This is a genomic window from Arthrobacter mangrovi (assembly GCF_026011795.1).
Lineage (GTDB): Bacteria > Actinomycetota > Actinomycetes > Actinomycetales > Micrococcaceae > Crystallibacter > Crystallibacter mangrovi.
In genome coordinates, this window is sequence record NZ_BRVS01000026.1 from 109,216 (window position 1) to 133,806 (window position 24,591).

A 24,591-nucleotide genomic window follows, 5' to 3' on the forward strand; every position below is an offset into this window, starting at 1 on the left:
CCGCCGGGGGTGCGGCATCGGGGTTACGCAAGCTCCGATGCCGCCCCTTCCGGAGGAATACGGGGTTTCGCGGACAACAGAAGGACCGGCGTCGTTACGACGCCGGTCCTTCTGCGCTCTGGGTCAGACAGGCTCAGGAACTGCGCGGCACGAGGGCGAGCACCCTCGCGGGGCTGCCGGTTCCGCCAACAATCGGCAGCGGAGCCACGATCAGCATCGCCCCGCGCGGAGGCAGCTGGGCGAGGTTCTGCAGGGAGGTTAGGCCGTACTTGTCCGCACCGAGCAGGTAGTAATGCATGGGGAAGATCGGCTCCAGCGTCCCTGCCTTGCCGGCGTCGATTCCCACGGTCTCGACTCCGAAACCTGCAATGCCGGTCCGCGAGAGCCACTGGGCGCATGCGGCCGAGGCCCCGGGAGTGTGGGAGCCGGACTCGTCAGCGTTGAGGAACCTTTCGCGGTCCCGGGCGAAGGCGTCCCAACCGGTGCGGTACAACACCCAGCCGCCTTCGGGCAGGGGCCCATGCTGTTCTTCCCAGGCCTGGATGTGTTCGACCTCGAGCAGGAAGTCCGGGTCGGCGGCGGCTTCGGCCGTGAAATCGAGGACGACGGCGGGGCCGATGAGGCGGGGGAGCGGAATGTCCGCTACGTCGTGGCTGTGACGCCCGGTCACCCAGTGGATGGGGGCATCGATGTGCGTGCCGATATGTTCGCCGGTGTGGATATTCTGGTGCTTCCAGAACGGACCCGGCTCGTCGTACTCGCTCACGGTCTCCAGGCTGAAATCGATGAGGTTCGCGAACGGCTCCGGTAGCCGGAGTGTCGGGGTCTCATGGCTGAGGCGGTTAGTGAGGTCGACGATTTCGACGTCATGGCCCGCCAGAGCGTCGAGGAGACCGACCAGAGGGCCGCCGGTACGGTGGGATACGGTATTGGTGGTTTCGGAAGACATTCATCCAGCTTTCGGATCGTGGGATGGCATGGCCCCGGTCACAGAGCGACGGCGGTCGTCCATGTCTATCACCGAAGTGCGGCCGTTTCCAGGTTCCCGCACGACTTCTATTGCTCCGGCTAGACGATCGTCAATTTTTCGACATACGATGGTAGCCAGAACCCGGAAGGCTTCCCCGAACGGGGAGGATGCCCCCGGGAGAGGAGAAACCATGGACGCGCAGGTGAATGAGCAGCAGGCGGAGTGCACCGGGGCCAGCATCGAGCGGACCGTCGAGTGGGCCGATACCGATGCTGCGGGGCACCAGCACAACTCAGCGATCATGCGCTGGGTCGAGGCGGCCGAGGCCGAGCTGTTCCGCAGGTTGGACTTGCCGGACTATTTTCCCTGCGCTCCTCGGGTCCAGCAGGTCATCAACTATCAGGCAAAACTGTGGTTCGGCCAGCGCGTCACGGCAACCCTGCATGTCCGGAACGTGGGCCGGACCTCGCTGACCTTCGCCTTCGAGGTGCATGGCCAGCCGCACGAAAAGTCGTCCGGCGGGCTCGCGGCGTACGGCACCTTCACTACGGCCTACGTCCCCGAGGGTGCCGACCGGGCAGCGCCCTGGCCGGAACACATCCGTGCCGCTCTCGCCCGCGGAACTTCCGTCCCGGCCTGAACGGGCCACAGGTTCCACGTCGACAGACGATTCAGACTGTTTTCCAGACGCTTTCCCAGGAGGAGGCTTTCATGACTGCTACCAGCACCCAAGCCGCGCAGAGCGGCGCAGCCGCGACCGGAGCTGCCGAAGGGGCTCTGCACTCCCGCCCGGAGCCCCGCCCGGCCGCCAACGTTGCGGAACTCGTCGGTTACACCCTGGCGCAGCTCGGGGTTGGCCACGTCTTCGGCGTCGTCGGCAGCGGGAACTTCGTGGTGACTAACGCCTTGCGGCGGCACGGGGTGCCGTTCACCGCTGCCCGGCACGAGGGCGGTGCGGCGACCATGGCCGACGCGTACGGGCGGATGTCCGGCAAGGTCGGCGTCGTCTCCACCCATCAGGGCTGCGGCCTGACGAACGCGGCCACTGGGATCGGGGAGGCGGCCAAGAGCCGCACGCCGATGATCGTACTGACGGCGGATACCGCTGCCTCCGCCATTCGGTCGAATTTCAAGATCGACCAGGACGGCCTGGCGCGCAGTATCGGGGCGGTAGCCGAGCGCATCCATTCGCCGCACAGCGCGGTGGCGGACACCGTGCGGGCCTACCGCACCGCCGTGAACGAGCGGCGGACCGTGGTGCTCTCACTGCCAACGGATATCCAGGCCGCGCCGGTCCCGGAAGGAACCTCGGCCGTCATTGGTCGCTTGGAGGCACCGCAGACGGTGCGGCCGAACGCCGACGCCGTAGCGCGGCTCGCGGGGTTGATTCGCGCAGCGCAGCGGCCAGTGTTCGTGGCCGGTCGCGGAGCCCGCGGAGCCGGCGAGGAAATAGCCGCGCTGGCCGAGGCGAGCGGCGCGCTGGTGGCGACCTCCGCCGTCGCACACGGACTGTTTAACGGCGACCCTTTCAACCTCGGCATATCCGGCGGCTTTTCCTCGCCCTTCACCGCCGCAACGATTGCGGACGCCGACTTGGTCGTCGGCTGGGGGTGCGCGCTGAACATGTGGACGATGCGGCATGGCTCCCTGATTAGCGCGGACGCGAAGGTAGTGCAGGTCGACGTCGAGGACGCCGCGCTCGGCGCCAACCGGCCGGTTGACCTCGGCGTGCTGGGCGACTGCGCCGAGACTGCGGCAGCCGTCCTGGAGGAGCTGCAGTCGGCAGTGCACCGGGCCTCGGGGCTGCGCACGCCGGAGACAGCGGCGCGCATTGTGGCTGAGTCCCGGTGGAATGACGTGGAAACCACGGACCTTTCGACCGGGGAAGCAATCGACCCGCGGGTCCTGAGCCGTGAGCTGGACAAAATCCTGCCGATGGGGCGGATCGTGTCGGTGGACTCCGGAAACTTCATGGGATATCCGAGCGCGTACCTGTCAGTGCCGGACGAGTATGGATTCTGCTTCACGCAGGCTTTCCAGTCGATCGGGCTGGGCCTGTACACGGCGCTCGGCGCGGCGATAGCCCGGCCGGACCGCCTGCCCGTGCTCGGTGCAGGCGACGGTGGATTCCTGATGTCGATCTCGGAGCTGGAGACCGCGGTGCGGGAGCAGATCCCGCTGGTGGCAATTGTGTACAACGACTCCGCGTACGGCGCCGAAGTACACCACTTCGACGCCGACGAAGAGGACCTGCAGGTCGTGAAGTTCCCGCAGACGGACATCGCGTCGATCGCGCGGGGCTACGGCGCCGAAGCGGTCACCGTGCGCACCGAAGAGGATCTGGCCGCCGTGGCCGGCTGGGTTAGCGGGCCTCGGGAGAAGCCGCTGGTCATCGACGCGCGGATCGCATCCGACGGCGGCGCCTGGTGGCTCGCCGAAGCTTTCAAGGGCCACTGAAAATGATCGACATTCCCGCTCCTCCGCTGCAGCATCAGCAGCTGATCCTGACTATTTATGGCCTGTACGGGCGGCGCGGCGGCGGGCCATTGCCGGTCTCGGTCCTGATCGACATGCTCGGAGACCTCGGCCATGATGCTCCTGGTGTCCGTTCGGCTGTGTCGAGGCTGAAGGCCAAGGGCGTCCTCAACAGCGTCAAGTCGGGCGGGGTGGCGAAATACGAGTTGTCGCCGCGCTCGCTGGAAATGGTCAACGAGGGCGATGAGCGCATCTTCGCGCCCTATCGGGGAGCCCCCGGAGGCCAGTGGATGCTGGCGATATTCTCCGTTCCGGAGTCGATGCGGGACCGGCGGCACCAGCTCCGGACGGAACTGACGCGCCTGGGCTTCGGGTCCATGGCAGCAGGCGTGTGGATCGCACCGGCGGATGTGCGTGAAGGTGCGAAGCGGCGGCTTTCTTCCCGCGGGCTGGCCGATTACGTCGAGTTCTTCACCGGCGATTACGCCGCCGAGGGGGACATGCGCCAGCGGGTTGCACAGTGGTGGGACCTGGACGCGCTGGGCAGCCAAATCGCTGAATTCATGGAGTACTACCAGACCGCGCTGGATGATTGGTCAGGCGTGCTGGGCCAAGACCCGGAGGCGGCCCTGGCGCAATCTACGGCGCAGCTGCGCCGCGACGCCTTCCGGTACTACGTTCCCATGCTCACGCTGTGGCGGCGCCTGCCCTACCGCGACCCCGGTCTGCCGCTCGAATATCTGCCCGAGGGCTGGCAGGGGCCCGAGGCACGGCGCATCTTCTTCGGGACCCATGACCTGATCGCGCCCTTGGCCGAAGTCCACGCCATGTCGCTGGTCACCAAAGCCGAGGCGGCCTAGCTTCGCCAGGCAAACGACAGCGGCCCGGCCGGCAACATGCCGGCCGGGCCGCTGTCGGCCTGGGCGGTTACTTAGCGGTCCTGGATCACCGCGACGCCCTGGATCTCGATCAGGGCTTCCTTCTGCCAGAGTCGGCTGACGCCGATCCCCGCCATGGCGGGGTACTCGGTGCCGGCCATCTGGCGCCAGAGCTTGCCGATCTCTCGGCCGTTGGCCATGTAATCGTCCACGTCCGTGAGGTAAATGGTCACGCTGACGAGGTCCTCGGGGCGGCCGCCGGCCTCTTCCAAGGTGGCCAGGACGTTGGAGAAGGCCTGCTTGAACTGCTCCACGATGCCGCCGGGGACGATGTTCATGTCCTTGTCCAGTGCGGTTTGTCCGCCGAGGTAGACCGTGTTGCCTGCCAGGATGCCGTGGGCGTAGCCCGAGGGCTTGGGCAGTGACTCGGGGTTGATGGTGCGGTTGGCTACTGCGGTCTGGTTGCTCATTGCTGCTCCCTTGGCTCGGTGTGTCCGATTTCACAAAATTCCGAAAAAACCTCTGTGCAGATCCTTTCGACCGTGCTACGTTGAGCATATGTGACGGCCGTAAAAAAGTCGACACATCGAAACCCGGAGGAGATCAACAGCGTGAAACTAGCCACTCTGCGCACCGGCGCAGCAACAACGACGGCGGCGGTCCTGACGGGCGCGGAGACCTACCTGCCGCTGCCCGCTAGTGATGTCGGCGCCTTGATCGCGGCCCCGGCTTGGCGGGTGCGCACGGAGGAAGCGGTGCGCACGGCACCCGCATCCGCCGTCGTGCAGGTTTCCGGATCGCAGCTGGCGCCGCTGCTGCCGCATGCCGGCAAAGTCATTTGCTGCGGACTGAACTACGGAGACCACATCCAGGAGATGGGGCGGGAACTGCCGGAGTACCCGACGTTGTTCGCCAAGTTCGCCGACACACTGGCCGGTCCGTCGGACGAGCTCGACGTGCACGGCAGCGACAGGGTGGACTGGGAATCCGAGCTGGCCGTGGTGGTAGGGGCGACGCTCACCCGTGCCGATGAATCCCAGGCGGCCGCGGCGATAGCCGGCTACACGGTGGCCAACGACCTCTCCATGAGGGACTGGCAGAACCGGACCCTGCAGTGGTTCCAGGGCAAAGCCTTTGACGCCAGCACCCCGGTGGGGCCGGTGCTGGCCACGGCTGACGAGTTCGACGGCAGCGGCTTCGAGGTGCGCGGCTACGTCAACGGCGAACTCGTCCAGCGGGGACACACGCGGACGCTCGTCTTCGGTCCGGCGCGGCTGCTGTCCTACATCTCGCAATTCACCACATTGCGCCCGGGGGACCTGGTCCTGACCGGGACGCCGGGCGGAGTGGGAATGGGCATGACACCGCCGCGCTTCCTGCAGGACGGCGACACGATCACGACCGAAATCGACGGGATTGGCCGGCTGGAAAACCGTGTCCGGATCCGTCAACTGGCACTGAACAACTGAGAAGGAGCAGGACATGAGCGAGACAGCTACCGAATACCGCACCGAGGGAGACAACTCGATCTACGCCGGTGCTGACGGCAAGGTCGTGCCCGTAGTAACCCGCGGGGGCAGCGAGGACACAAACACCGCCCAGTCCGGGGACTGCGTACGGGTGTCCGGCGTCAGTATCCAGCACACGCCGGCGACCAAGATCTGGTTCGGCCAGGTCTCCAACGTCCCTGGGTACCGTTCCCTGCCGCACCACCATGGCGAGGCTGAAACGGGGGGCTACGTGCTGCGCGGCCACGGCCGGATCTACTTCGGCGAGGACTACTCCGAGTTCATCGATATGAAGACCGGCGACTGGGTGTTCGTGCCGCCGTTCATGCCGCACGTTGAGGCGAACATGTCGGTCACCGAAGAGCTGGTGTGGCTGACGGCCCGTACGCCGGAGAACATTGTGGTCAACCTTGAGGACGTAGCGGACGAATCGCTGGAAGGATACCGGCGGGCATGAACATAGCAACAGGCACCTTGACTGCCGAAACCTTCCTGCGCGCCGTCGATTTGGAAGCCGTTGAGCCGCAAGTCTTCGACGAGGCCTACGAAGCCACGACGCAATACGTCCCGTGGCCCAAGGCCTACGGCGGCGACATGGTGGCCCAGTCCGCGGCGGCCATGATGCGCTCCGTCGGCACGGACCGCCAGTTGCATTCCATGCACAGCTACTTCATGCGCCCGGTCGATATCGGCGCCGTGGTCCGCTACGAGGTGGAGAACCTGCGGGACGGCCGCGGCTATTCCACCCGCAGCGTGCGCGGCTACCAGGGCGGCAAGACCGTGTTCGCCGCGATGGGCTCCTTCCACGTGCCCGAGGAGGGGCCGGAATTCCAGCCGGAGATGCCGGCGGCAGTGGAACCGGAGTCGCTGCGGAGCGCCGCTGAAGCACTGTACGGCATCGAGGGCGACGCCGCAGCCTACTGGTCCACGGGCCGCAGCTTCGACATGCGCCATGTTCCCGGCCCCGTGTACGTGGAGGTCGAGGGCGAACAGGTCCCGCAGCAGGCCGTCTGGGTCAAGGCGTTCGACCAGCTGCCCGACGGAGCCGACCTGCACCGCACGGCGCTGGCCTACGTCTGCGACTACACCATTCTGGAGCCGATCCTGCGGGCACATGGCCACTACTGGGCAGAACCCGGCCTAGTCACCGCAAGCCTGGACCACTCGATGTGGTTCCACCGCGAGGGCCGCGCAGACGATTGGGTGCTCTACGCCCAGGAAGCTGTTTCCGGACAACGCAACCGGGGGCTGGCCACCGGCCGGTTCTTCGACCGCTCGGGCCGCCTGCTGGCCACCGTTGCCCAAGAAGGCATGATCCGCGCCGCACGCTGAGCCCCGGCGGCATCCCTACCATCGGCGATGCCACCCAGGCTCCGCGGCCCTCACATCCATCCCACTGAAAGGAACGCCATGGAACTGTCCCCGTCAGCACATGTGGACTCGTTCACGCGCGACCACCTCCCGCCGGCCGAGCAGTGGCCAGTGCTTGAATTCACCCTCCCCGAACTGCAGTATCCGGACCGCCTCAACGCCGCGGCGGTCCTCATCGACGACGCCGTGGCAACCTTCGGCCCGGAGCGTCCGGCCCTGCACACGCCCGATGGGGAAACCTGGACGTACGGCGAACTGCAGCAGCGCGCCAACCAGGTCGCCCAGGTCCTGGCCGAGGACCTCGGCGTCGTGCCTGGCAACCGGGTTCTCCTGCGCGGACCGAACAACCCCTGGCTCGTGGCAGCTTGGCTCGGCGTACTCAAGGCCGGCGCCGTCGTCGTCACCACCATGCCCGTGCTGCGCGCCAGCGAAGTCGCCAAGATCTGCGAACTGACCCGCCCGGTCGCGGCCATTTCGGACCACCGTTTCGCAGCCGAACTGCCGCATGCGCTGGGTGCGGACACCGTCGTCCTTACCTATGGAGCTAACGACGACGGCGACCTCACCGCCCGCTGTGCGTCCAAGAGCGGGGCGTTCGACAACGTCGCCACAGCCGCCGACGATGTCGCGCTGCTGGGACCTACCTCGGGCACCACCGGCACGCCCAAGATCACCATGCACTTCCACCGCGACATACTCGCCAACGCGGACACCTTCGCCCGCCACATTTTGAAGCCGACGGCCGACGACGTCTTCGCAGGCTCGCCGCCGCTGGCCTTCACTTTCGGGCTGGGCGGTCTGGTGGTCTTCCCGCTGCGGTTCGGTGCCTCCGCGCTGCTGACCGAACGGGCGACCCCAATGGAGCTGGCCCGCCACGCCGCCGCAGCCGGAGCGACCGTGCTCTTCACCGCACCGACGGCCTACCGTGCCATCCTCAAGGACGGCGGGGCCGACCTGCTCAAAGGCCTGCGTCTGGCTGTGTCCGCCGGCGAACACCTGCCCAAGGAAACATGGGAAGCCGTGCAGTCGGCCACCGGGCTCACGCTGGTCAACGGAATCGGGGCCACGGAAATGCTGCACGTCTTTATCTCGGCCGCCGGCGAGGACATCCGCCCCGGCGCCACCGGCGTGGCGGTGCCCGGCTTCCGGGCCACGGTCCTGGACGCGGACGGCAACGAAGCCGGCCCGAACGAGCCGGGGCGGCTGGCCGTGATCGGCCCTACCGGCTGCCGCTACCTGGACGATGACCGCCAACTGAACTATGTCCACGACGGTTGGAACATCACCGGGGATACCTTCGTGCGCGACGAGGACGGGTACTTCTACTACCAGGCACGCTCGGACAACATGATCATCTCCTCGGGATACAACATCGGTGCCCCCGAGGTGGAGGCGGCGATCGATCAGCATCCGGACGTCGTTGAAAATGCCGTGGTCGGCCGGCCGGATCCGGAGCGCGGGAGCGTTGTGTGCGCGTTTATTGTGCTGCGCGAGGGCGTGCAGCCGGACGATGCCAAGCGCAAGGAGATCCAGGACTTCGTCAAGGCGACCATTGCGCCCTACAAGTATCCGCGGGACGTGCGGTTCGTGACCGAACTGCCCCGCAACCCCAGCGGCAAACTGCAGCACTTCAGGCTGCGCGACGCGCTCGGGGACGAATCTGCAGAATTAGCCGGCGCCGGCCAGGGCCGCTGAAAGGACTACGGACATGAAGATTGCAATCGTTGGTGGAGGACCCGGCGGCCTGTACTTCGGCGCGCTGATGAAGCAGCTGGATCCGGCCCACGAGGTGACCGTATGGGAACGCAACGCGGCCAGCGACACGTTCGGTTTCGGCGTCGTGTTTTCCGATGAAACCCTCGGCGGGATCGGGAACGCAGACGCGGTCGTGGCCGACTACATGAGCCGCCGCTTCGCCCGCTGGTCGGACATCGACATCCATTTCAAGAACGAGACCATCACCGTCGGCGGGCAGGGCTTCGCCGCGATGAGCCGCAAGGAACTGCTCGAACTGCTGCAGCGCCGCTGCACCGAACTCGGGGTGGACCTGCGCTTTTCGACCATCGCTCCGCCGGTGGAGGAACTCGAGGCCGGATACGACCTGGTGCTGGCCTCGGACGGAATCAACTCGCAGATCCGCGCGAAGTACGCCGAGTCCTTCGGGCCGGACCTTGATCCGCGTCCGAACAAGTTCATGTGGCTGGGCACCAACCAGGTATTCGAAGCCTTCAAGTTCTTCGTCAAGGAGACGGAGTTCGGCGTCATGCAGATCCACGGCTACCCGTACTCGGATGCCGGCTCAACCTTCATCGTGGAAATGCACGAGGATGTTTGGCGTGCGGCCGGCTTCGACGAAACCGCCGACAGCGTCTTCCCGCCCGGGGTCTCCGACGAGAAGGCCATCGCGAAGATCCGCGGAATCTTCGCCGAAGAACTCGACGGGTACCAGGTGCTGGCCAACAACTCCAAGTGGCTGAACTTCACCACGGTGCGCAACCGCAACTGGCGGCACGGCAATGTCGTGCTGCTCGGCGACGCGGCGCACACCGCGCACTTCTCCATCGGCTCGGGAACCAAACTGGCCATGGAGGACGCGCTCGCCCTCGCCGCGTGCCTGCACGAGCAGCAGGACCTGGAATCTGCGCTCGCCGCCTATGAACTTGAGCGGCGCCCGGTGGTCGAATCGACCCAGCGTGCCGCCCAGGCGTCGCTGGAATGGTTCGAGCGGATCGGTCAGTACAAGGACCAGCACCCGACCCAGTTCGCGTTCAACCTGCTCACGCGCAGCCGGCGCATCACCCAGGACAACCTGCGGCTGCGTGATCCCGAATTCGCCGAGCTGGTGGAGCGGCACTTCGCCCAGTCCCAGGGCCTGCAGCAGGTGGCGCCGGCGATGTTCCAGCCCTACACGATCGGCGGCCTGGAGCTGAAGAACCGGATCATCGTCTCGCCCATGGACATGTATTCCGCGGTGGACGGCGTACCCGGGGATTTCCACAAGGTGCACCTTGGCAGCAAGGCGCTCGGCGGCGCCGGCCTGGTGATGACCGAGATGGTCTGTGTCTCCGAAGAAGGGCGCATCACTCCCGGCTGCACCGGGCTGTACAACGACGTCCAGAAGGACAACTGGAGGGACATTGTCGGCTTTGTCCACGGGCAGTCGAGCGCGAAAATCGGCGTCCAGCTCGGCCACGCCGGCCGCAAGGCCTCGACCCGCCTGATGTGGGAAGGGATCGACGAGCCGCTGGAATCCGGCAACTGGGAAGCGGTCGGACCTTCGGCCCTGCCATACGGCCCGGGCAGCCAGACACCGCGGGAGATCGACCGTGCCGGGATGCATAAGGTGAAAGCCGACTTCGTGGCTGCCACCCGGCGCGCCGCGGAAGCGGGCTTCGACCTGCTCGAGGTCCATGCCGCGCACGGCTACCTGCTCTCCTCCTTCCTCTCGCCGATCGCCAACAAGCGAACCGACGAATTCGGAGGCTCCCTGCAGAACCGGCTGCGCTTCCCCCTCGACGTCTTCGACGCCGTCCGCGAAGCCTGGCCCGCGGAAAAGCCGCTGACCGTACGGATCTCGGCGACGGACTGGATCGAGGGCGGCAATACCCTGGATGACGCCGTGGAAATCGCCAGGGCGTTCGCCGCCCACGGCGCCGACGGGATCGATGTCTCCACCGGCCAGATCGGCAAGGAAGAAGCGCCGGCGTACGGGCGCAGCTACCAGACCCCGTACGCCGACCGCATCCGGCAGGAAGTAGCCGAACCAGCAGGAATCGCCGTCATCGCCGTCGGAGCCATTTCCTCCTACGACGACGCCAACTCGATCCTCCTGGCGGGCCGCGCCGACCTGATTGCCCTTGGCCGCACCCACCTGTACAACCCGCAGTGGACCCTGCACGCCGCCGCCGAGCAGGAATACAAAGGCCAGGGCGCCGAGTGGATTCCGCAGTTCCGGGCCGGCCGGCGTAAGCCGCCGAGCTCCCGCACCGACGCGGTCCGGCCCCGGCTGTCGCTGCTGCGCGACACCGAGGACGAACAATCGCCCAGCCATCTGCGGTGGAAGCCGACCACGGCACCCCGGCACGGCGAGCCGGCGCTGGCCAAGTAATCTTGGCCGGAAAGCGGTTCACCTGCGTTCCAGGCGGGAGGCAGCTCACACTGCCTCCCGCCATCCTGCCTAGCACCACCTGCTCACTCCAATGACGAAATGAGATCCATGTGGCAACTGCTGCCGTAAACACCTGGAATATCCCGCCGCGCACCACGCGGCTGGTTCTTTTCTGCTGCTGGCTGGCCATCCTGGCCGAAGGCTACGACGTCGGCGTGCTCGGCGCCGTCCTCCCCGCCCTGGCCGAGTACCGTGCCTGGGACCTGAGTCCGCTGGAGCTCGGCGGACTCGGTGCCTACGCGTTGGTAGGCATGCTTTTCGGAGCCCTGTTCATCGGCACGCTCAGCGACCTTTACGGGCGCAAGAGGATGCTGCTCCTCTCGATGCTGATCTTCACGCTGACGCAATTAGGGGCGGCAATGGCGCCGACGCCGGAATTGTTCGGCCTGTTCCGCCTCCTGGGCGGGCTCGGCATGGGCGGCGTGATCCCGGTGGCGGCCGCCTTGACCATCGAATACTCGGCTCCGAACAAACGCTCCTACAACTACGGTGTCATGTACTCCGGTTACTCGCTGGGCATCGTAGCCGCGGCCTTGGTGGCGCTGTTCCTGCTGCCCGTGGCCGGGTGGCGGTGGGTCATTGCGATCGGGGCGCTGCCGGTTGTCTTGCTGCCGTTCATAGCCAAGATGCTGCCGGAGTCCCTGGACTATCTGGAGTCGAAGGGCAAGCGCGACGACGCCGACCGACTGGCAACCCGGTTGGGCATCGCCCCGTACGTTCCGGCCGTTGCCTCGAAACCAGCAGGAGGCGCCGCCGAACCTTGGTGGCGGACGATCACGACAATGTTCTCGCCCCGGTACCTGCGCTCTACGGTCTTTTTCTGGATTTCCCTGTTCTGCGGCATGGTCCTGGTCTACGGGTTGAATACCTGGCTGCCGTCCATCATGAAGTCCGCAGGTTACGACCTGGGTTCCTCTTTGGCCTTCCTCCTCGTGTTCAGCCTTGCCTCTGCAGCCGGAGGGCTGGCCTTGGGCCGGGCTGCGGACAAGTATGGGCAGAAGCTCATTCTCGTGGTGTTCTACCTGCTTGGCGGCGTGGGAATCCTGCTCCTCATGTTCCCCGGCAGCATGGTCGTCAATCTGCTGTTTGTAGCGTTCGCGGGCATTGGTTCCATCTCAACTTCGCTGGTGCTCACGGGGTACATCGCTGACTACTACCCCGCCAACATCCGGGCTACGGCGACCGGTTGGGCTCTCAGCTTCGCACGGATCGGAGCAATCTCCGGGCCACTAATCGGTGGGTGGATCGGAAGCGCGGAATTGCCCTTCGAATGGAACTTCATGATTTTTGCCGGAATTGCGGGGTTGGCGGCCGTTGCGGTCGCCCTGATTCCGAAGCGCAGGGCTGTGACGACGACGGATCAGACGTCAGGCGACGAAACGGTCGACATCGCCTCCCGCTGAGCTGTGCGTCCAGCTAGCGCAAGGCGCCGTCCTGGCAGAGGGGCGGCGCCTTGCGCGTCTGCATCTCCTACTTCCCGAAGCGCGGCGGTACTCTATGGCGCATGGAGATCATCCTTGTTCCCGGGTTCTGGCTGGATGCTTCGTCATGGTCGGAGGTGACGCCGCCCTTGACGGTCGCCGGGCACCGGGTGCACCCGCTGACCCTGCCCGGCCTGGAATCGCGGGAAGCGCCGCGGAAGGGGATCGGACTGCGGGACCATATCGACGCCGTCGTCAAGGAAGTGGACCGGATCGGCGGACGGGTGGTCCTGGTGGGGCACTCGGGCGGGGGCGCCATTATCTACGGGGCGGCGGATGCGCGGCCGGATTCGGTGGCGCGCTGCATCTACGTGGACGCCGGGCCGCTGGCGGAGGGCGGCGTGATCAATGACGAACTGCCGGCGGAGGGAGACGAGGTGCCGCTGCCGCCGTGGGAGGGCTTCGAGGACGGCGACCTGGTGGACTTGGACGAGGAGCTGCGGGCGATGTTCCGTGCCCGGGCCATCCCGCAGCCGAAGGGGGTCGCCTATGACAAGATGCGGCTTAGCGATGAGCGTCGCTTCGAGGTTCCCGCCACGATTATCGCCTGCGAGTTTCCCTCGTCACTGCTGCGCGAATGGATCGACGCCGGGCACCCGTTCGTTTCGGAGCTGGCCCGCATCCGGGACGTCGAGTATGTCGACCTGCCGACCGGGCACTGGCCGCAGTTCACCAAGCCGGCCGAGCTCGGCCAGGCGATCCTGGCGGCGGTGGAGCGGACTGCGGTGGAACGGACTGCCGGCCGGACCGGCTGAGCCTGCGGCGGTCAGTTCCGGGGGCCGACCAGCGGCTTGACCGCGTGCACCGCGCAGCCGGCCTCGAGGATCACGCGCTGGGCGGTGCTGCCGAGGATCAGCTTTCCCACGCGGGAGCGGCGGCGGACGCCGATGACGACGAGTTCGACGTCATCCTCATAGGAAACGTCGACGATCAGGTCTCCCGGGTCGTCATTGCCGACCATGTGGCGCACCTTCGTCGGAATGCCGGCGGCCTGGGCGCGCTCCAGCAGGCCGGCCAGTTCGGCCTGGGCCTGCTCGGTGTTGTCGGCTGAACCCGGGCCGAGGATACGCAGGTCGGTGCCGCGCAGGACGGCCTCGTCGATGGCTGCGGCCAGGGCGGCGCGGCCCTCGTCGGTCGGGACAAAGCCCACGGCAACGCTCATGGTGATCCTCTCTCCGCTGGTGCTACTTGACGGGTGTTTCGAGCGTGCCCTCGCTGAGGAAGCGCCGGAGGTTGGCCAGGGTCAGCGCGGCCATGTCCGCCCGGGTTTCGTGGGTTCCGCTGCCCAGGTGCGGCAGCACGACCACGTTCTCCATCTCCAGGAGCTGCGCGGGAACGCGCGGCTCGTCTTCGAAGACGTCCAGCCCCGCGCCGGCCAGCCGGCCTTCGGTCAGGGCATCGACGAGGGCGGCCTCGTCGACGACGGTGCCGCGGGCGATGTTGACCAGGTAGTCCTCGGGGCCGAGGGCCGCCAGGACCTCGGCGTCCACGAGCTTCTGCGACGCCGGTCCGCCTGCCGCGGCGACGACCAGGACGTCGGAGCGGCGGGCTAGTTCCACCAAGGAGTCCACGTATTCGTAGGCCACGCCCTCGACCGGGCGGCGGTTGTGGTACGCGATGGTGCAGTCAAAACCCTCCAGCCGGCGGGCGATGACCTTGCCGATCCGGCCGAGGCCGAGGATGCCCACGCGCTTGCCGCTCGCCTTGGTGGCCAGCGGGTAGTTGCCCTTCGCCTCCCATTCGCCGCGGCGCACGTAGCGGTCGGCGGCGCTGATCCGGCGCAGCACATCCACGTAGAGTGCGATGGCCGTGTCGGCGACGCAGTCGTTGAGGACATCCGGGGTGTTGCTGACGCCGATGCCGCGTTCCGCGGCCTGGTCCACGTCCGTGGTGTCATAGCCGACGCCGAAATTGATGACTGCCTGCAGGTTGGGCAGGGCGTGCATCAGTTCAGTGCCGACGCCGAATCGTCCGGACGTGACGGCCACGGTGAACTCCGCGCCGCGCTCGTCCAGGAAGATGCGGCGGCCTTCGGCGTCGTCCGGCAGCCGGACGGCGTCGTAATCGTGGATGAGGACATCTCCGACGGCCGGCATCAGCGGACCTACCTGGAGGACGGCGTGGGGCATAGACATACGGCGAGCGTAGTGAGGACATCGATTCAGGTCCAACACGGAATTTGGATGAATCAATGCCCTTGGGGTATCGGTTCTCGGGGCAGTTCGAAAACCCCCGGAAATCCGCGGAAGTGTGGCCGCTGTCACATGGAGAACCATCGGCGGCGGAGTCCTTCACGTCTCCGACATGGACAAACCTCCCTTGACGCGGTTGAAGGCGCATCGGGAAGCTGTTTGCCAGCACCGACCCCTGGCCTCGAGCACAGATCGCTTCGAAGCCGCAACCGTGTGGGGCGCGTGACCCAGATTCCGGAGGATTCAATGATGTCTTCACTTCGCACCCAAGGGCAGTTCGCCCTGCGGCTCTCCGCCGTGGCTGCCGGCGGAACACTGCTGCTGAGCGGCTGCTCGGTGGCCAACTCGGAAAGCGCCGGCGGCGCGACCGCCGCCAGCTCGGACACCATCCGCGTGGTGCTGCAGCAGGAGCCGCCGACGCTGGAACCCTGCGAGGCCAACCTGACGAGCACCGGCGTGGTGGACCGCTCGACGATCACCGAGCCGTTGATCGAGCGCAACCCGACCAGCGGCGAGCTAGAGCCGAAGCTGGCCACCGAGTGGGAGTCCAAGGACAACAAGGCCTGGACGCTGACCCTGCGCGAGGGCGTGAAGTTCCACGACGGCAGCGACTTCACCGCCGAGGATGCCGCCGCGACGATCGAGCGCGCGGTGAACTCCAAGCTTGGCTGCAACGTCGAGGGCTACGTCTTCGGCGACCAGGACCTGGACGTGAAGGCCGTCAACGACACCACCCTGCAGGTCACCGCCCAGGAGGCGGACCCGATCCTGCCGCTGCGGCTGTCCTTCCTGGAAGTAGTGCCGGCGGAAACCTCGGACACGGAGAAGGTCCGGGAGCCCATCGGCACGGGCCCCTACCAGCTCGAGCAGTGGGACGCGGGCCAGAAGATCACCCTGGCCCGGTTCGACGGCTACTGGGGCGAGAAGCCGGCGTACGCCAAGGCTGAGTACCAGTGGCGTGCCGAGAGCAGCGTCCGCGCGGCGATGATCACCTCCGGCGAGGCCGACATCGCGACCGGGCTGAGCCCCGAGGACAACATCGGCGACCTGGGCGTCTCCTACCCGAACAACGAGACGGTCGCACTGCGCATGCACAGCGACACGGCTCCGTTCAACGACATCCGGATCCGGCAGGCCGTCAACTACGCCATCGATAAGGAAGGCATCGTCGCCAGCCTCTACGGCGGACGCGACAAGGTCGCGGCGCAGCTGGTGCCCTCCGGCGTCGTCGGGCATAACGAGTCCCTGCAGGCCTGGCCGTTCGACCTGGAGAAGGCGAAGCAGCTGGTGGCCGAGGCCAAGGCCGACGGCGTTGATACCAGCGCGCAGATCGACATGGTCGTGCGCAGCGCGCAGTTCCCGAAGATCGAGGAACTGGGCCAGGTGCTCCAGGAGCAGCTGACCCAGGCCGGCCTGAACGTCAAGCTGCAGATGCTCGAGACCAGCCAGCACCTGACCTACCAGGTCCGGCCGTTCGCCAAGTCCGACGGCGCGCTGATGCTCATGACGCAGCACGGCAACCAGGCCGGCGACGCGGCGTTCACGGTGGACCAGTACATGCGGACCGACGGCGCGCAGAGCGCGTTCGGCACCCCCGAGCTTGACGCCCTGATCAAGAAGGCCGACGCCGCCACCGGCGAGGACCGGCAGAAGGCCTTCGAGGAGGTCTTCTCCTACCAGAACGACAAGGTGGTGCAGTTCGCCCACATCGCCCACCAGACCGGCATGATCGGCAAGGCGGCCGGGGTGAACTACCAGCCCAACTCGTCGACAGGCGATGAGCTGCGGCTGGCCGAAATGACTCCGGCCAGCTAGCGGCCGGGTCTGACAAGGGATTCGAGGGACTCATGTTGACCTACCTGAGGAAGCGCATCCTCTCCAGCGCACTGCCCCTGGTGGTGGTGATTGTGGGAGTGTTCGCGCTGGCACGGCTGACCGGCAACCCGGCCACCCTGTACCTGCCGCTGAACGCCACCGAGCAGATGCGGGCGGACTTCACCGCCCGGATGGGCCTGGACCAGCCGCTGCTGGTCCAGATGGCCGACTACTTCGGCGGCGTCCTCAGGCTGGACTTCGGCGAGTCCCTGAGGACGGGGGAGTCCGCGGCGGCGATGGCGCTGCGGGCTTTCCCGGCCACCCTCCAGCTGGCCGCCACCACCATGGTGCTGGCCATCATCCTCGCCGTGATCGTCGGCTGCTGGGCGGCACTCAAGCCCAACGGCGTGGCGGACCGGATCTCCAGCTTCGTGTCCATGGCCGCGGCGTCCATCCCGGACTTCTGGCTGGCGATCGTCGGCATCTGGATCTTCGCGATCACCCTCGGCTGGCTCCCGACATCGGGCGTCAACGGGTCCGAGGCCTGGGTCCTGCCGATCGCCACGCTGCTGCTCCGCCCGTTCGGGGTGCTGGTGCAGATCGTCCGCGGCGCCATGGTCTCCGCCCTCTCCGAGCCGTACATCAAGCTGGCCCGCAGCAAGGGCGCCGGCGACGTCCGGATCGTGACGCACCATGCGCTGCGCAACGCCGCGGCCCCGGCGCTGACCGTGGCGGGCGACCTCACCGTGGGCCTGGTCAACGGCGCCGTCGTGGTGGAGACGATCTTCGGCTGGCCGGGCATCGGCAAGCTGATGATCGACTCCATCCTGCAGCGGGACTTCGCCGTGCTGCAGGCCGCGGTGCTGCTCACCGCCGTCGCAATTTTTGTCCTGAACATCCTCATCGACCTGGGCTACGCGCTGCTGGATGCACGTGTCCGCCCGGCCACCGTGAAGGCCTAGGAGGAACCATGGCCACGCCACTTGTGCAGCCCGGACACCAGCCGCCCACGTCGGACGCGCTTCCCGAACCGTTCGCAGTTCCCCCGCTGGAGCCGCCCGCCGCGGAAGCAGCGGAGGCAGGGGACAAGAAGCCGGGCCTCTTCCGCCTCCTGCTGCGGGATAAATTCGCGACGGCGGCTGCCGCGGTCCTGGTCCTGGTGGGGCTGACCGCCGTGTTCGGCCCCGCGTTGATGGGGGACCTGGCGACCAAGCAGAACCTGCTGTTCGCCAACAAACCACCGTTCAATCCGGCCAACGGCTGGGAGTACTTCCTGGGCAGCGACTCGCTGGGCCGCAGCGTGCTGGCCCGGCTGGTCATCGCCACCCGGACCACCGTGGCGGTAGCGCTGCCCGCCGTCGCGATCGCCCTGGTCATCGGCTCGCTGTGGGGCGTCTGGGCCGGCTACCACCGCGGCTGGCGCGAGACGGTCTCGATGCGGGTTGCCGATGTGATCATGAGCTTCCCGTCGCTGCTGCTCGCCGTCGTCGTTCTCTACGTGTTCAACCCGAGCATCGCCAACATCGTGCTGATCCTGGCCCTTACCCGCATCCCGATCTACCTGCGTACCGCCCGCGCCGAATCCGCCGAGCTGCAGAGCCGCACGTTCGTGGACGCGGCCCGGACCTTCGGCGCCAAGCCGAACGCGATCATCGGCCGGCACGTGGTGCCGATCGTTTTGCCGACGCTGCTGACCCTGGCCACGCTGGAGTTCTGCTACGTGATGCTGGCCGAGTCCTCGCTCAGCTTCCTCGGCATCGGCATCCAGCCGCCGGACGTCAGTTGGGGCCTGATGGTGTCGCAGGGCCGGCAGTACCTGCAGACCGCGTGGTGGCTCTCGATTTTCCCGGGCCTGGCCATCGTCATCACGACGATCGCCGCCAACATGCTGGCCGCGTGGCTGCGGATCGCGACGGACCCGGCGCAGCGGTGGCGACTGGCGCTGCCGCGCAAGCGCTTGATCGCGCGGATTCCGGCCAAGACCGTTGAAGGGGACAAGTGATGAGCACCGTGACAGCGGCAGAAACAACGACGACGGACCGGAGCCTTCCGGTGGTGCTGAAGGTCGAGGGCCTGAACGTGGACCTGCGGACCCCGCGCGGGACCGTGCGGGCCGTGGACAACGTGGGCTTCGAGGCCCGCGCCGGCCAGACGCTGGCGCTGCTCGGGGAATCCGGCTGCGGCAAGTCGATGACGGCCAAGGCCGTGGCCGGGTTGCTGGACCCGATCGCGGACGTCGACGGCGGGGAGATCCTGCTCAACGGCACGGACCTGGCCCGCTTGAGTCCGAAGCAGCGGCGCAAGTTCGCCGGCCCCGAGCTGGGCATTGTTTTCCAGGACGCGCTGACCGCGCTCAACCCGGTCTACCCGGTGGGGGCGCAGCTGGGCGAGGCCTTCCGCATCCACCACGGGCTGTCCGCCAAGGAGGCCAAGGCGAAGGCCGTGGACCTCATGCGCCGGGTTGGCATTCCGGAGCCCGAGGCCCGGGTCAACGCCTATCCGCACCAGTTCTCCGGCGGCATGCGCCAGCGCATCCTGATTGCCATGGCGGTCGCGCTGAATCCCAAACTGCTGATCGCGGACGAACCGACGACGGCGCTGGACGTCACGGTGCAGGCGCAGATCATGGCGCTGCTGAAGAGCCTGCGCGAAGAGAGCGACATGGCCGTCGTTCTGATCACCCACGACCTGGCCGTCGTCGCGGAGGAAGCCGACACGGTGGCCGTGATGTACGCGGGCAACGTGGTGGAGACCGGCCGGGTGGCCGACGTGTTCGCCAGCCCGCGCCACCCGTACACCAAGGGCCTGCTGGAGTCCGTTCCGGTCAACGCCGAGCGCGGCGCGGAGCTGAACTCGATCCCGGGCAGCCCGCCGGAGCTGCACAAGATCCCCGCCGGCTGCGTCTACCAGGACCGGTGCCCGCTGGTGCAGGAGGTTTGCCGGGCGGAGCGGCCGAAGCTGCTGCCCGTGGTTTCCAAGGAGCCGGCAGCCGCGGACGGCGCAACCCCGCGGGCCGCCGCCTGCCACTTCAGCGAGGAGCTGGACAAATGACCGAGACCCGCATCCAATCCAATGACCGTCCGCTGATCGAGGTCGACGGCGTCACCAAGACCTTCCACGTGGCCAAGAGCGCCTCCGGCAACAGCCGGCTGCGGGCGCTGGACGGCATCAACCTCTCCGTCCGCCGGGGCGAGACCTTGGGCCTGGTGGGGGAGTCCGGCTGCGGCAAGTCCACGCTGGCTAGGACGCTGATGATGCTGGAGCGGCCGGACGCCGGCGCCGTACGCTTCGACGGGACCGATCCGTTCGGCCTGCGCGGCAAGGAGTTGCTGGAGTGGCGCCGCCGCGTGCAGATGGTCTTCCAGGATCCCTTCGCCTCGCTGAACGCGCGGATGACGGCGGGCGAAATCATCGCCGAGCCGTGGAAGGCCCACCGCGGGCTCTACAAGACGTCGCGGGAGCGCGAGGCCCGGGTGCGCGAGCTGCTGCACATGGTCGGGCTGCGGCCCTCGGACGCGAAGAAGTCCCCGCAGGAATTCTCCGGCGGCCAGCGGCAGCGCATCGGCATCGCCCGCGCGCTGGCGCTCAACCCGGATGTGATCATCCTGGACGAGCCCGTCTCCGCACTGGACCTGTCGGTCCAGGCGCAGGTGCTGAACCTGCTCAACGACCTGCAGCAGCGCCTCGGTGTCTCCTACGTCTTCATCTCGCATGACCTCTCGGTGGTGCGGCACGTGGCGGACCGGGTGGCCGTGATGTACCTCGGCCGGATCATCGAGACCGGCCGCACCGAGGACGTCTTCGAGCATCCGCGCCACCCCTACACAGCGGCACTGATGTCCGCCTCGCCCAAGCTGGACGTTAGTGGCGCCGAGCGGCAGCGCATCATCCTGCAGGGCGAGATCCCCTCCCCGCTGGATCCGCCGTCGGGCTGCCGTTTCCGCACCCGCTGCTGGAAGGCGCAGGACGTCTGTGCGGAGCAGGCGCCCGGCTCCGAACCGGCCGGGAAGGACGCCGGGCATCTGGCCGAGTGCCACTTCCCGCTGGAGACGCTCAAGGTCCGGAGCGGGGAACTGGCGCCCATGCCGTGAGCTGGGCCGACTACGCGGTCATCGCCCTCGCGGTGTTCGCCGCCGCCGGCCTGCAGGCCTCGATCGGCTTCGGCATGGGCATGCTCGCGGCCCCGATCATCGCGCTGGTGGACCCGAAGCTGCTGCCGGTCTCGATCATCATGCTCGCGCTGCTGGTGACCATCATGGTCACCGCGCGCGAGCGGTCGGAACTGGACCTGCGCGGCGCCGGCTGGGCACTGTTGGGCCGGATTCCCGGCAGCATCTGCGGCGCCTGGCTGGTCGCCGTGCTGCCGGGCGAAGGCCTCTCCTGGCTCGTGGCCGCCACCGTGCTGGCGGGAGTAGTGCTGGCCTTTCTCGGCTGGCAGCCGGCGCCCCGGAGGCTCAGCCTGGTCACCGCGGGAGCTGCCTCCGGCATCATGGGCACCGCCACCTCGATCGGCGGCGCCCCCATGGCCCTCATCTGGCAGCGCCACCAGGGCGCACGCCTGCGCGGCACCATGAGCGCCTTCTTCATGGTCGGCTCGGCCGTGTCCCTGGCCGCCCTGGCCGTGGCGGGCGCGGTGACGGCGCAGGTCCTGGTGCTGGTGGCCTGGATGGTTCCGGCCGTCCTCGCCGGCTACGCCGTGTCCCGCTTCGTCAACCGCTTCCTGGATGCCCGGCGCCTGCGGCTGCTCGCGCTGTCCGTGTCCGGGCTCGGCGCGGTGCTGCTGGCCGGGCAGAGCCTGCTCGGCTGACGCCGGAGGCGGCCCGCAGTCACGGCGCGAGCAGCCGCGGAAGCCTGTCCGCAACCGATTCGATAACTTCATCGGTAGCAGCCTGGACGTCATCCGGTGACCAGGGGAAGGAAAAGGAACGATCAGCGATGGAATGCATGGACAGGTCGTTCCAGGAGTCTCCGAAGGTGTAGACCTCCAGATCAGCGCGCGACAGTCCGAGATGGTCCACCAGCCACTGCAGCCCTGCCCCCTTGGTGGTACCCGCGGGGACGATGTCGACGAAGTCCTGGTTGATCACGCACTCGACAGCGAATGTTTCCAGGACCCAGGAATGGATCCGACGCCTCAGGTCGTCGTCGCCCGGGACCCAGATCGGGATGCCGATGAACTCGTGCAGGTCGATTTCATGGGCCTGCAGTTCACGGTAGTCACGCAGGATCGTGGTTTCCAGGTCCGAGGGGACGGTCGAGCTGAAACGCGTGTCCCGCCCTTCCAGCATGGTGCCGTAGACCGCGATTCCGTCGATGCCGGTGAGCCCTTCGACGACCTGCCGGACGGTGCCGGCGTCCAGCGCGGAGGAGTGCAGCAGGCTCCCTCGCCCGTCCGCGACGACGGCGCCGGTGTAGAGGACCGAGTAGTCGAAGGCGACGTCGGATCCCTGCAGCGCGTACTGCGTGGCCGATAGCGATTTGCCGGTGGCCGCGACGGCCAGGTATCCGGCGTCCTGCCAGGCGCGGATGGCGGCAACGGTGCCGGCATCGATTCCGTGCCGGAAAATGATGGTGCCGTCGAAGTCGAAAGCGGCGAGCTTCATGCCTAATCCTAGGCTCCGCTAGCGCGGCTCCCGCACGACATTGAACAGCGGCCGTCCGGCGGCGAGGCGGGCGACGTTCGCGGCGATGTCGGCGGCGCGCCGTTCGAAGGTGGTCCGCGCATGGCCGGAGTGGTGCGGGGTGAGGACCGCATTGTCCAGGCGTTCAAACGGGAATTCCGACGGCGGCACCTTGCCGTCCGCGGGGGCGCCCCACCAGACGTCGATCCCGGCCCCGGCGATCCGCCGCTCGGACAGCGCGGCATACAAGGCAGCCTGGTCCACCACGGGGCCCCGCGCCACGTTGACCAGCAGCGCCGATGGCTTCATCCGTTCCAGTTCGGCGGCGCCGATGAGGCCGCGCGTCTCCTCGCTGAGCGGCACGGTCACGACGACCACGTCGGACGTTTCGAGCAGCTTGGGCAGCTCGGCCGTGCCGCCGACCCACTCGGGCTGCACGCCTTCGGGGTGGGCCGCGCCGGGGTTGCCGCGCACGGCGCGCACCCGCATTCCCAGGGCGGCGCCGAGGCGGGCTACCTCGGCGCCGATGGAGCCGAGGCCCACCAGGCCGAGCACCATTCCATCCAGCGTCGGGTGGAAGGGCACGTCCGGTGAGGTGGCGATGGTCCGCCATTGGCCGCGGCGCAGTTCGGTGTCGGCGGCCAGCACCCGGCGGGAGAGCATGAGCGTCACCATGACCACGTGTTCGGCGATGGGCCGCGCGTGGTGGAAGGCATTCGCGACGGCGGCGGCCGGCGGCAGGGAGTCCATGGCGATCTTCTCGTACCCCGCGCCGGTCACATGGACCAGCCGCAGGCGGGCCGCTGCCGCCGCCTGTTCGGGCGGCAGCGCGGAACACACAACGACGTCGGCATCCGCCAGGGCGCGCAGCTGGTCCTCCGCGCTCCAGCCGGACGCCATTACCCAGTGGTGGGCACCGCCGTCGTACTTCAGCTCCTGCTCGAACCGGCTGATGATCGGATCGGTGACCACGATCCGCAGCGGTTGCGCGGCCGCAACGCCGGCACCGGTTTTCATCGGCGGGCGCTCTGGAAAGACTGGCTGGGTCACGGGGAGGGGCTCCTTCTCGGGCGGCACCGGCGGGGTTGCTTCGACGATAGGCCTCCGCATCTATGCGCGTCCAAGCTAAAGTATGGACCGAACGATGCGAGGAGTGTATTGATGTTCAGCCTGATCCAGCTCCAGTCCTTTGTCGCCGTCGCCGAAGAGCTGCACTTCGGGGCGGCCGCCGAACGGCTCAACATGACGCAGCCTCCGCTGAGCCGGCAGATCCAGCTGCTGGAGAAGGAACTGCGGGCGCCGCTCTTCGACCGGACCAGCCGCAAGGTGGAGCTCACGGATGCCGGCAGGACGCTGCTGCCCAGCGCGCGGCAGATCCTGGACATGGCGGTCAAGACGGAGCTGGACGTGCGGAGGGTTGCCACCGGCGAGGCCGGCTCGGTCACCATCGCCTACACCGCGATTGCCGGCCAAAGCGCCCTGCCCAGGCTCCTGCGCCGGGCGGCGGACGAGCAGCCCGGCGTCTCGCTGATCCTGCGCGAGCTGGTGTCGACGGACCAGATGGACGGCCTGGTCAAGGGCACGGTGGACATCGGGCTGCTGCGGCCCATCGTGGCGCGGCCCGGCGTTGTTTCGCGTCCCCTGATGCGGGACCGGCTGGTGATCGCGCTGCCGGCCGACAGCGAGCTTTCCGGCGAGGGCGCCCTGCCGGTGCGGGCGCTCGAGGGGCAGCCCCTGATGATGTATTCGACGGCCGAGGCCCGCTACTTCCACGACCTGGTCCTGCGGCTCTTCGCCAGCGCCGGCGCGCATCCGAACGTCACGCAGTACGCCAGCCAGGTCCCCGCCCTGCTGGCCTTCGTGGAGGCCGGCCTCGGGTTGACCCTGGTGCCGGCCTCGGCCCAGTCGTTCGCCCCGGCCGGCGTGCAGTTCCGGGAACTCGAGCCCTCGCGCGGCGTCAAGGACCTGAACCGGGTGGACCTCGAGGTGGCCTGGAACGAGAACAACACCAACCCGGCCGTCCGCAGGCTGCTGGAGCTGCTCGAAACACCGGCGGAGGACGAAAGCCCCGTTTGAGGTATTCCATCCCGCGCCGGCCCTTCGTACCCTAGG

At 67.6% G+C, this 24,591-nt stretch carries 23 protein-coding genes; 17 read left to right on the forward strand and 6 right to left on the reverse strand.

All coding sequences use genetic code 11. The features are described from left to right. Positions 1-133 precede the first annotated feature (133 nt). On the reverse strand, positions 134-949 hold the full coding sequence (locus AHIS1636_RS17325) for a cyclase family protein (protein WP_264797093.1): 816 nt from the start codon (positions 947-949) through the stop codon (positions 134-136). 211 nt (positions 950-1,160) lie between these two features. Between AHIS1636_RS17325 and AHIS1636_RS17330 the strand changes: the two genes are divergently transcribed. From AHIS1636_RS17330 to AHIS1636_RS17340, 3 genes are all read left to right on the forward strand, one after another. After that, complete coding sequence (locus tag AHIS1636_RS17330; protein WP_264797094.1) at positions 1,161-1,610, forward strand: acyl-CoA thioesterase; 450 nt, start codon at positions 1,161-1,163, stop codon at positions 1,608-1,610. Positions 1,611-1,681: 71 nt separating this feature from the next. Further along, positions 1,682-3,427, forward strand: coding sequence for a thiamine pyrophosphate-binding protein (locus tag AHIS1636_RS17335; RefSeq protein ID WP_264797095.1), 1,746 nt, complete (start codon positions 1,682-1,684; stop codon positions 3,425-3,427). A 2-nt stretch (positions 3,428-3,429) separates the two neighbouring features. Continuing rightward, positions 3,430-4,305 (forward strand): PaaX family transcriptional regulator, encoded by an 876-nt coding sequence (locus tag AHIS1636_RS17340; RefSeq protein ID WP_264797096.1) that lies wholly within the window; start codon positions 3,430-3,432, stop codon positions 4,303-4,305. Between the two features lie 71 nt (positions 4,306-4,376). Here AHIS1636_RS17340 and AHIS1636_RS17345 read toward each other — a convergent pair whose 3' ends face one another. After that, complete coding sequence (locus AHIS1636_RS17345) at positions 4,377-4,793, reverse strand: RidA family protein (protein WP_264797097.1); 417 nt, start codon at positions 4,791-4,793, stop codon at positions 4,377-4,379. Between the two features lie 141 nt (positions 4,794-4,934). Here AHIS1636_RS17345 and AHIS1636_RS17350 point away from each other — a divergent pair, with 141 nt between their 5' ends. The 7 genes from AHIS1636_RS17350 (at position 4,935) to AHIS1636_RS17380 (ending at position 13,606) form a co-directional block, all read left to right on the forward strand. Then, on the forward strand, positions 4,935-5,792 hold the full coding sequence (locus AHIS1636_RS17350) for a fumarylacetoacetate hydrolase family protein (RefSeq protein WP_264797098.1): 858 nt from the start codon (positions 4,935-4,937) through the stop codon (positions 5,790-5,792). Positions 5,793-5,805: 13 nt separating this feature from the next. Next, positions 5,806-6,288 (forward strand): cupin domain-containing protein, encoded by a 483-nt coding sequence (locus tag AHIS1636_RS17355; protein WP_264797099.1) that lies wholly within the window; start codon positions 5,806-5,808, stop codon positions 6,286-6,288. Positions 6,289-6,290: 2 nt separating this feature from the next. Continuing rightward, positions 6,291-7,163, forward strand: coding sequence for an acyl-CoA thioesterase (locus AHIS1636_RS17360; RefSeq protein WP_264797177.1), 873 nt, complete (start codon positions 6,291-6,293; stop codon positions 7,161-7,163). Between the two features lie 78 nt (positions 7,164-7,241). Next, on the forward strand, positions 7,242-8,897 hold the full coding sequence (locus tag AHIS1636_RS17365; protein ID WP_264797100.1) for an AMP-binding protein: 1,656 nt from the start codon (positions 7,242-7,244) through the stop codon (positions 8,895-8,897). Between the two features lie 13 nt (positions 8,898-8,910). Continuing rightward, positions 8,911-11,310, forward strand: a complete 2,400-nt coding sequence (locus AHIS1636_RS17370; RefSeq protein WP_264797101.1) for a bifunctional salicylyl-CoA 5-hydroxylase/oxidoreductase — start codon at positions 8,911-8,913, stop codon at positions 11,308-11,310. A 110-nt stretch (positions 11,311-11,420) separates the two neighbouring features. Continuing rightward, a complete protein-coding gene (locus AHIS1636_RS17375) occupies positions 11,421-12,773 on the forward strand; it encodes an MFS transporter (protein ID WP_264797102.1) in 1,353 nt (450 codons plus the stop codon). Between the two features lie 101 nt (positions 12,774-12,874). After that, positions 12,875-13,606 carry an alpha/beta fold hydrolase gene (locus tag AHIS1636_RS17380; protein WP_264797103.1) on the forward strand — a complete coding sequence of 244 codons (732 nt, stop codon included), beginning with the start codon at positions 12,875-12,877 and terminating at the stop codon, positions 13,604-13,606. A gap of 11 nt (positions 13,607-13,617) precedes the next feature. On the opposite strand, the gene AHIS1636_RS17385 is transcribed toward AHIS1636_RS17380, so the two are convergent. Beyond that, positions 13,618-14,013, reverse strand: coding sequence for a universal stress protein (locus AHIS1636_RS17385; protein WP_264797104.1), 396 nt, complete (start codon positions 14,011-14,013; stop codon positions 13,618-13,620). Between the two features lie 22 nt (positions 14,014-14,035). Further along, on the reverse strand, positions 14,036-14,986 hold the full coding sequence (locus AHIS1636_RS17390) for a 2-hydroxyacid dehydrogenase (protein WP_309298628.1): 951 nt from the start codon (positions 14,984-14,986) through the stop codon (positions 14,036-14,038). 306 nt (positions 14,987-15,292) lie between these two features. Between AHIS1636_RS17390 and AHIS1636_RS17395 the strand changes: the two genes are divergently transcribed. Genes AHIS1636_RS17395 through AHIS1636_RS17420 form a run of 6 tightly spaced genes read left to right on the forward strand, consistent with a single transcriptional unit; the run spans position 15,293 to position 21,665 of the window. Next, positions 15,293-16,858, forward strand: coding sequence for an ABC transporter substrate-binding protein (locus AHIS1636_RS17395; protein WP_264797105.1), 1,566 nt, complete (start codon positions 15,293-15,295; stop codon positions 16,856-16,858). Positions 16,859-16,890: 32 nt separating this feature from the next. Then, positions 16,891-17,820, forward strand: a complete 930-nt coding sequence (locus tag AHIS1636_RS17400) for an ABC transporter permease (protein ID WP_262106473.1) — start codon at positions 16,891-16,893, stop codon at positions 17,818-17,820. Between the two features lie 8 nt (positions 17,821-17,828). Then, the gene (locus AHIS1636_RS17405) at positions 17,829-18,860 is read left to right on the forward strand and encodes an ABC transporter permease (RefSeq protein WP_264797106.1); all 1,032 of its coding nucleotides are present in this window, start codon (positions 17,829-17,831) and stop codon (positions 18,858-18,860) included. After that, the gene (locus AHIS1636_RS17410; RefSeq protein ID WP_264797107.1) at positions 18,860-19,909 is read left to right on the forward strand and encodes an ABC transporter ATP-binding protein; all 1,050 of its coding nucleotides are present in this window, start codon (positions 18,860-18,862) and stop codon (positions 19,907-19,909) included. The genes AHIS1636_RS17405 and AHIS1636_RS17410 overlap by 1 nt, the downstream gene beginning before the upstream one ends. Further along, entirely contained in the window at positions 19,906-20,949 is a 1,044-nt protein-coding gene (locus AHIS1636_RS17415) for an ABC transporter ATP-binding protein (RefSeq protein ID WP_264797108.1), read from the forward strand. The genes AHIS1636_RS17410 and AHIS1636_RS17415 overlap by 4 nt, the downstream gene beginning before the upstream one ends. Beyond that, entirely contained in the window at positions 20,946-21,665 is a 720-nt protein-coding gene (locus tag AHIS1636_RS17420) for a sulfite exporter TauE/SafE family protein (RefSeq protein WP_264797109.1), read from the forward strand. Before AHIS1636_RS17415 ends, AHIS1636_RS17420 begins: the two co-directional genes overlap by 4 nt. A 19-nt stretch (positions 21,666-21,684) precedes the next feature. Here the strand turns inward: AHIS1636_RS17420 and AHIS1636_RS17425 are convergent, their stop codons facing one another. Further along, on the reverse strand, positions 21,685-22,461 hold the full coding sequence (locus tag AHIS1636_RS17425; RefSeq protein ID WP_264797110.1) for an HAD family hydrolase: 777 nt from the start codon (positions 22,459-22,461) through the stop codon (positions 21,685-21,687). 18 nt (positions 22,462-22,479) lie between these two features. Then, positions 22,480-23,529, reverse strand: coding sequence for a 2-hydroxyacid dehydrogenase (locus AHIS1636_RS17430; RefSeq protein WP_264797111.1), 1,050 nt, complete (start codon positions 23,527-23,529; stop codon positions 22,480-22,482). A gap of 111 nt (positions 23,530-23,640) precedes the next feature. On the opposite strand from AHIS1636_RS17430, the gene AHIS1636_RS17435 reads away from it, so the two are divergent. Beyond that, the gene (locus AHIS1636_RS17435; RefSeq protein ID WP_264797112.1) at positions 23,641-24,555 is read left to right on the forward strand and encodes a LysR family transcriptional regulator; all 915 of its coding nucleotides are present in this window, start codon (positions 23,641-23,643) and stop codon (positions 24,553-24,555) included. Positions 24,556-24,591: the final 36 nt, after the last annotated feature.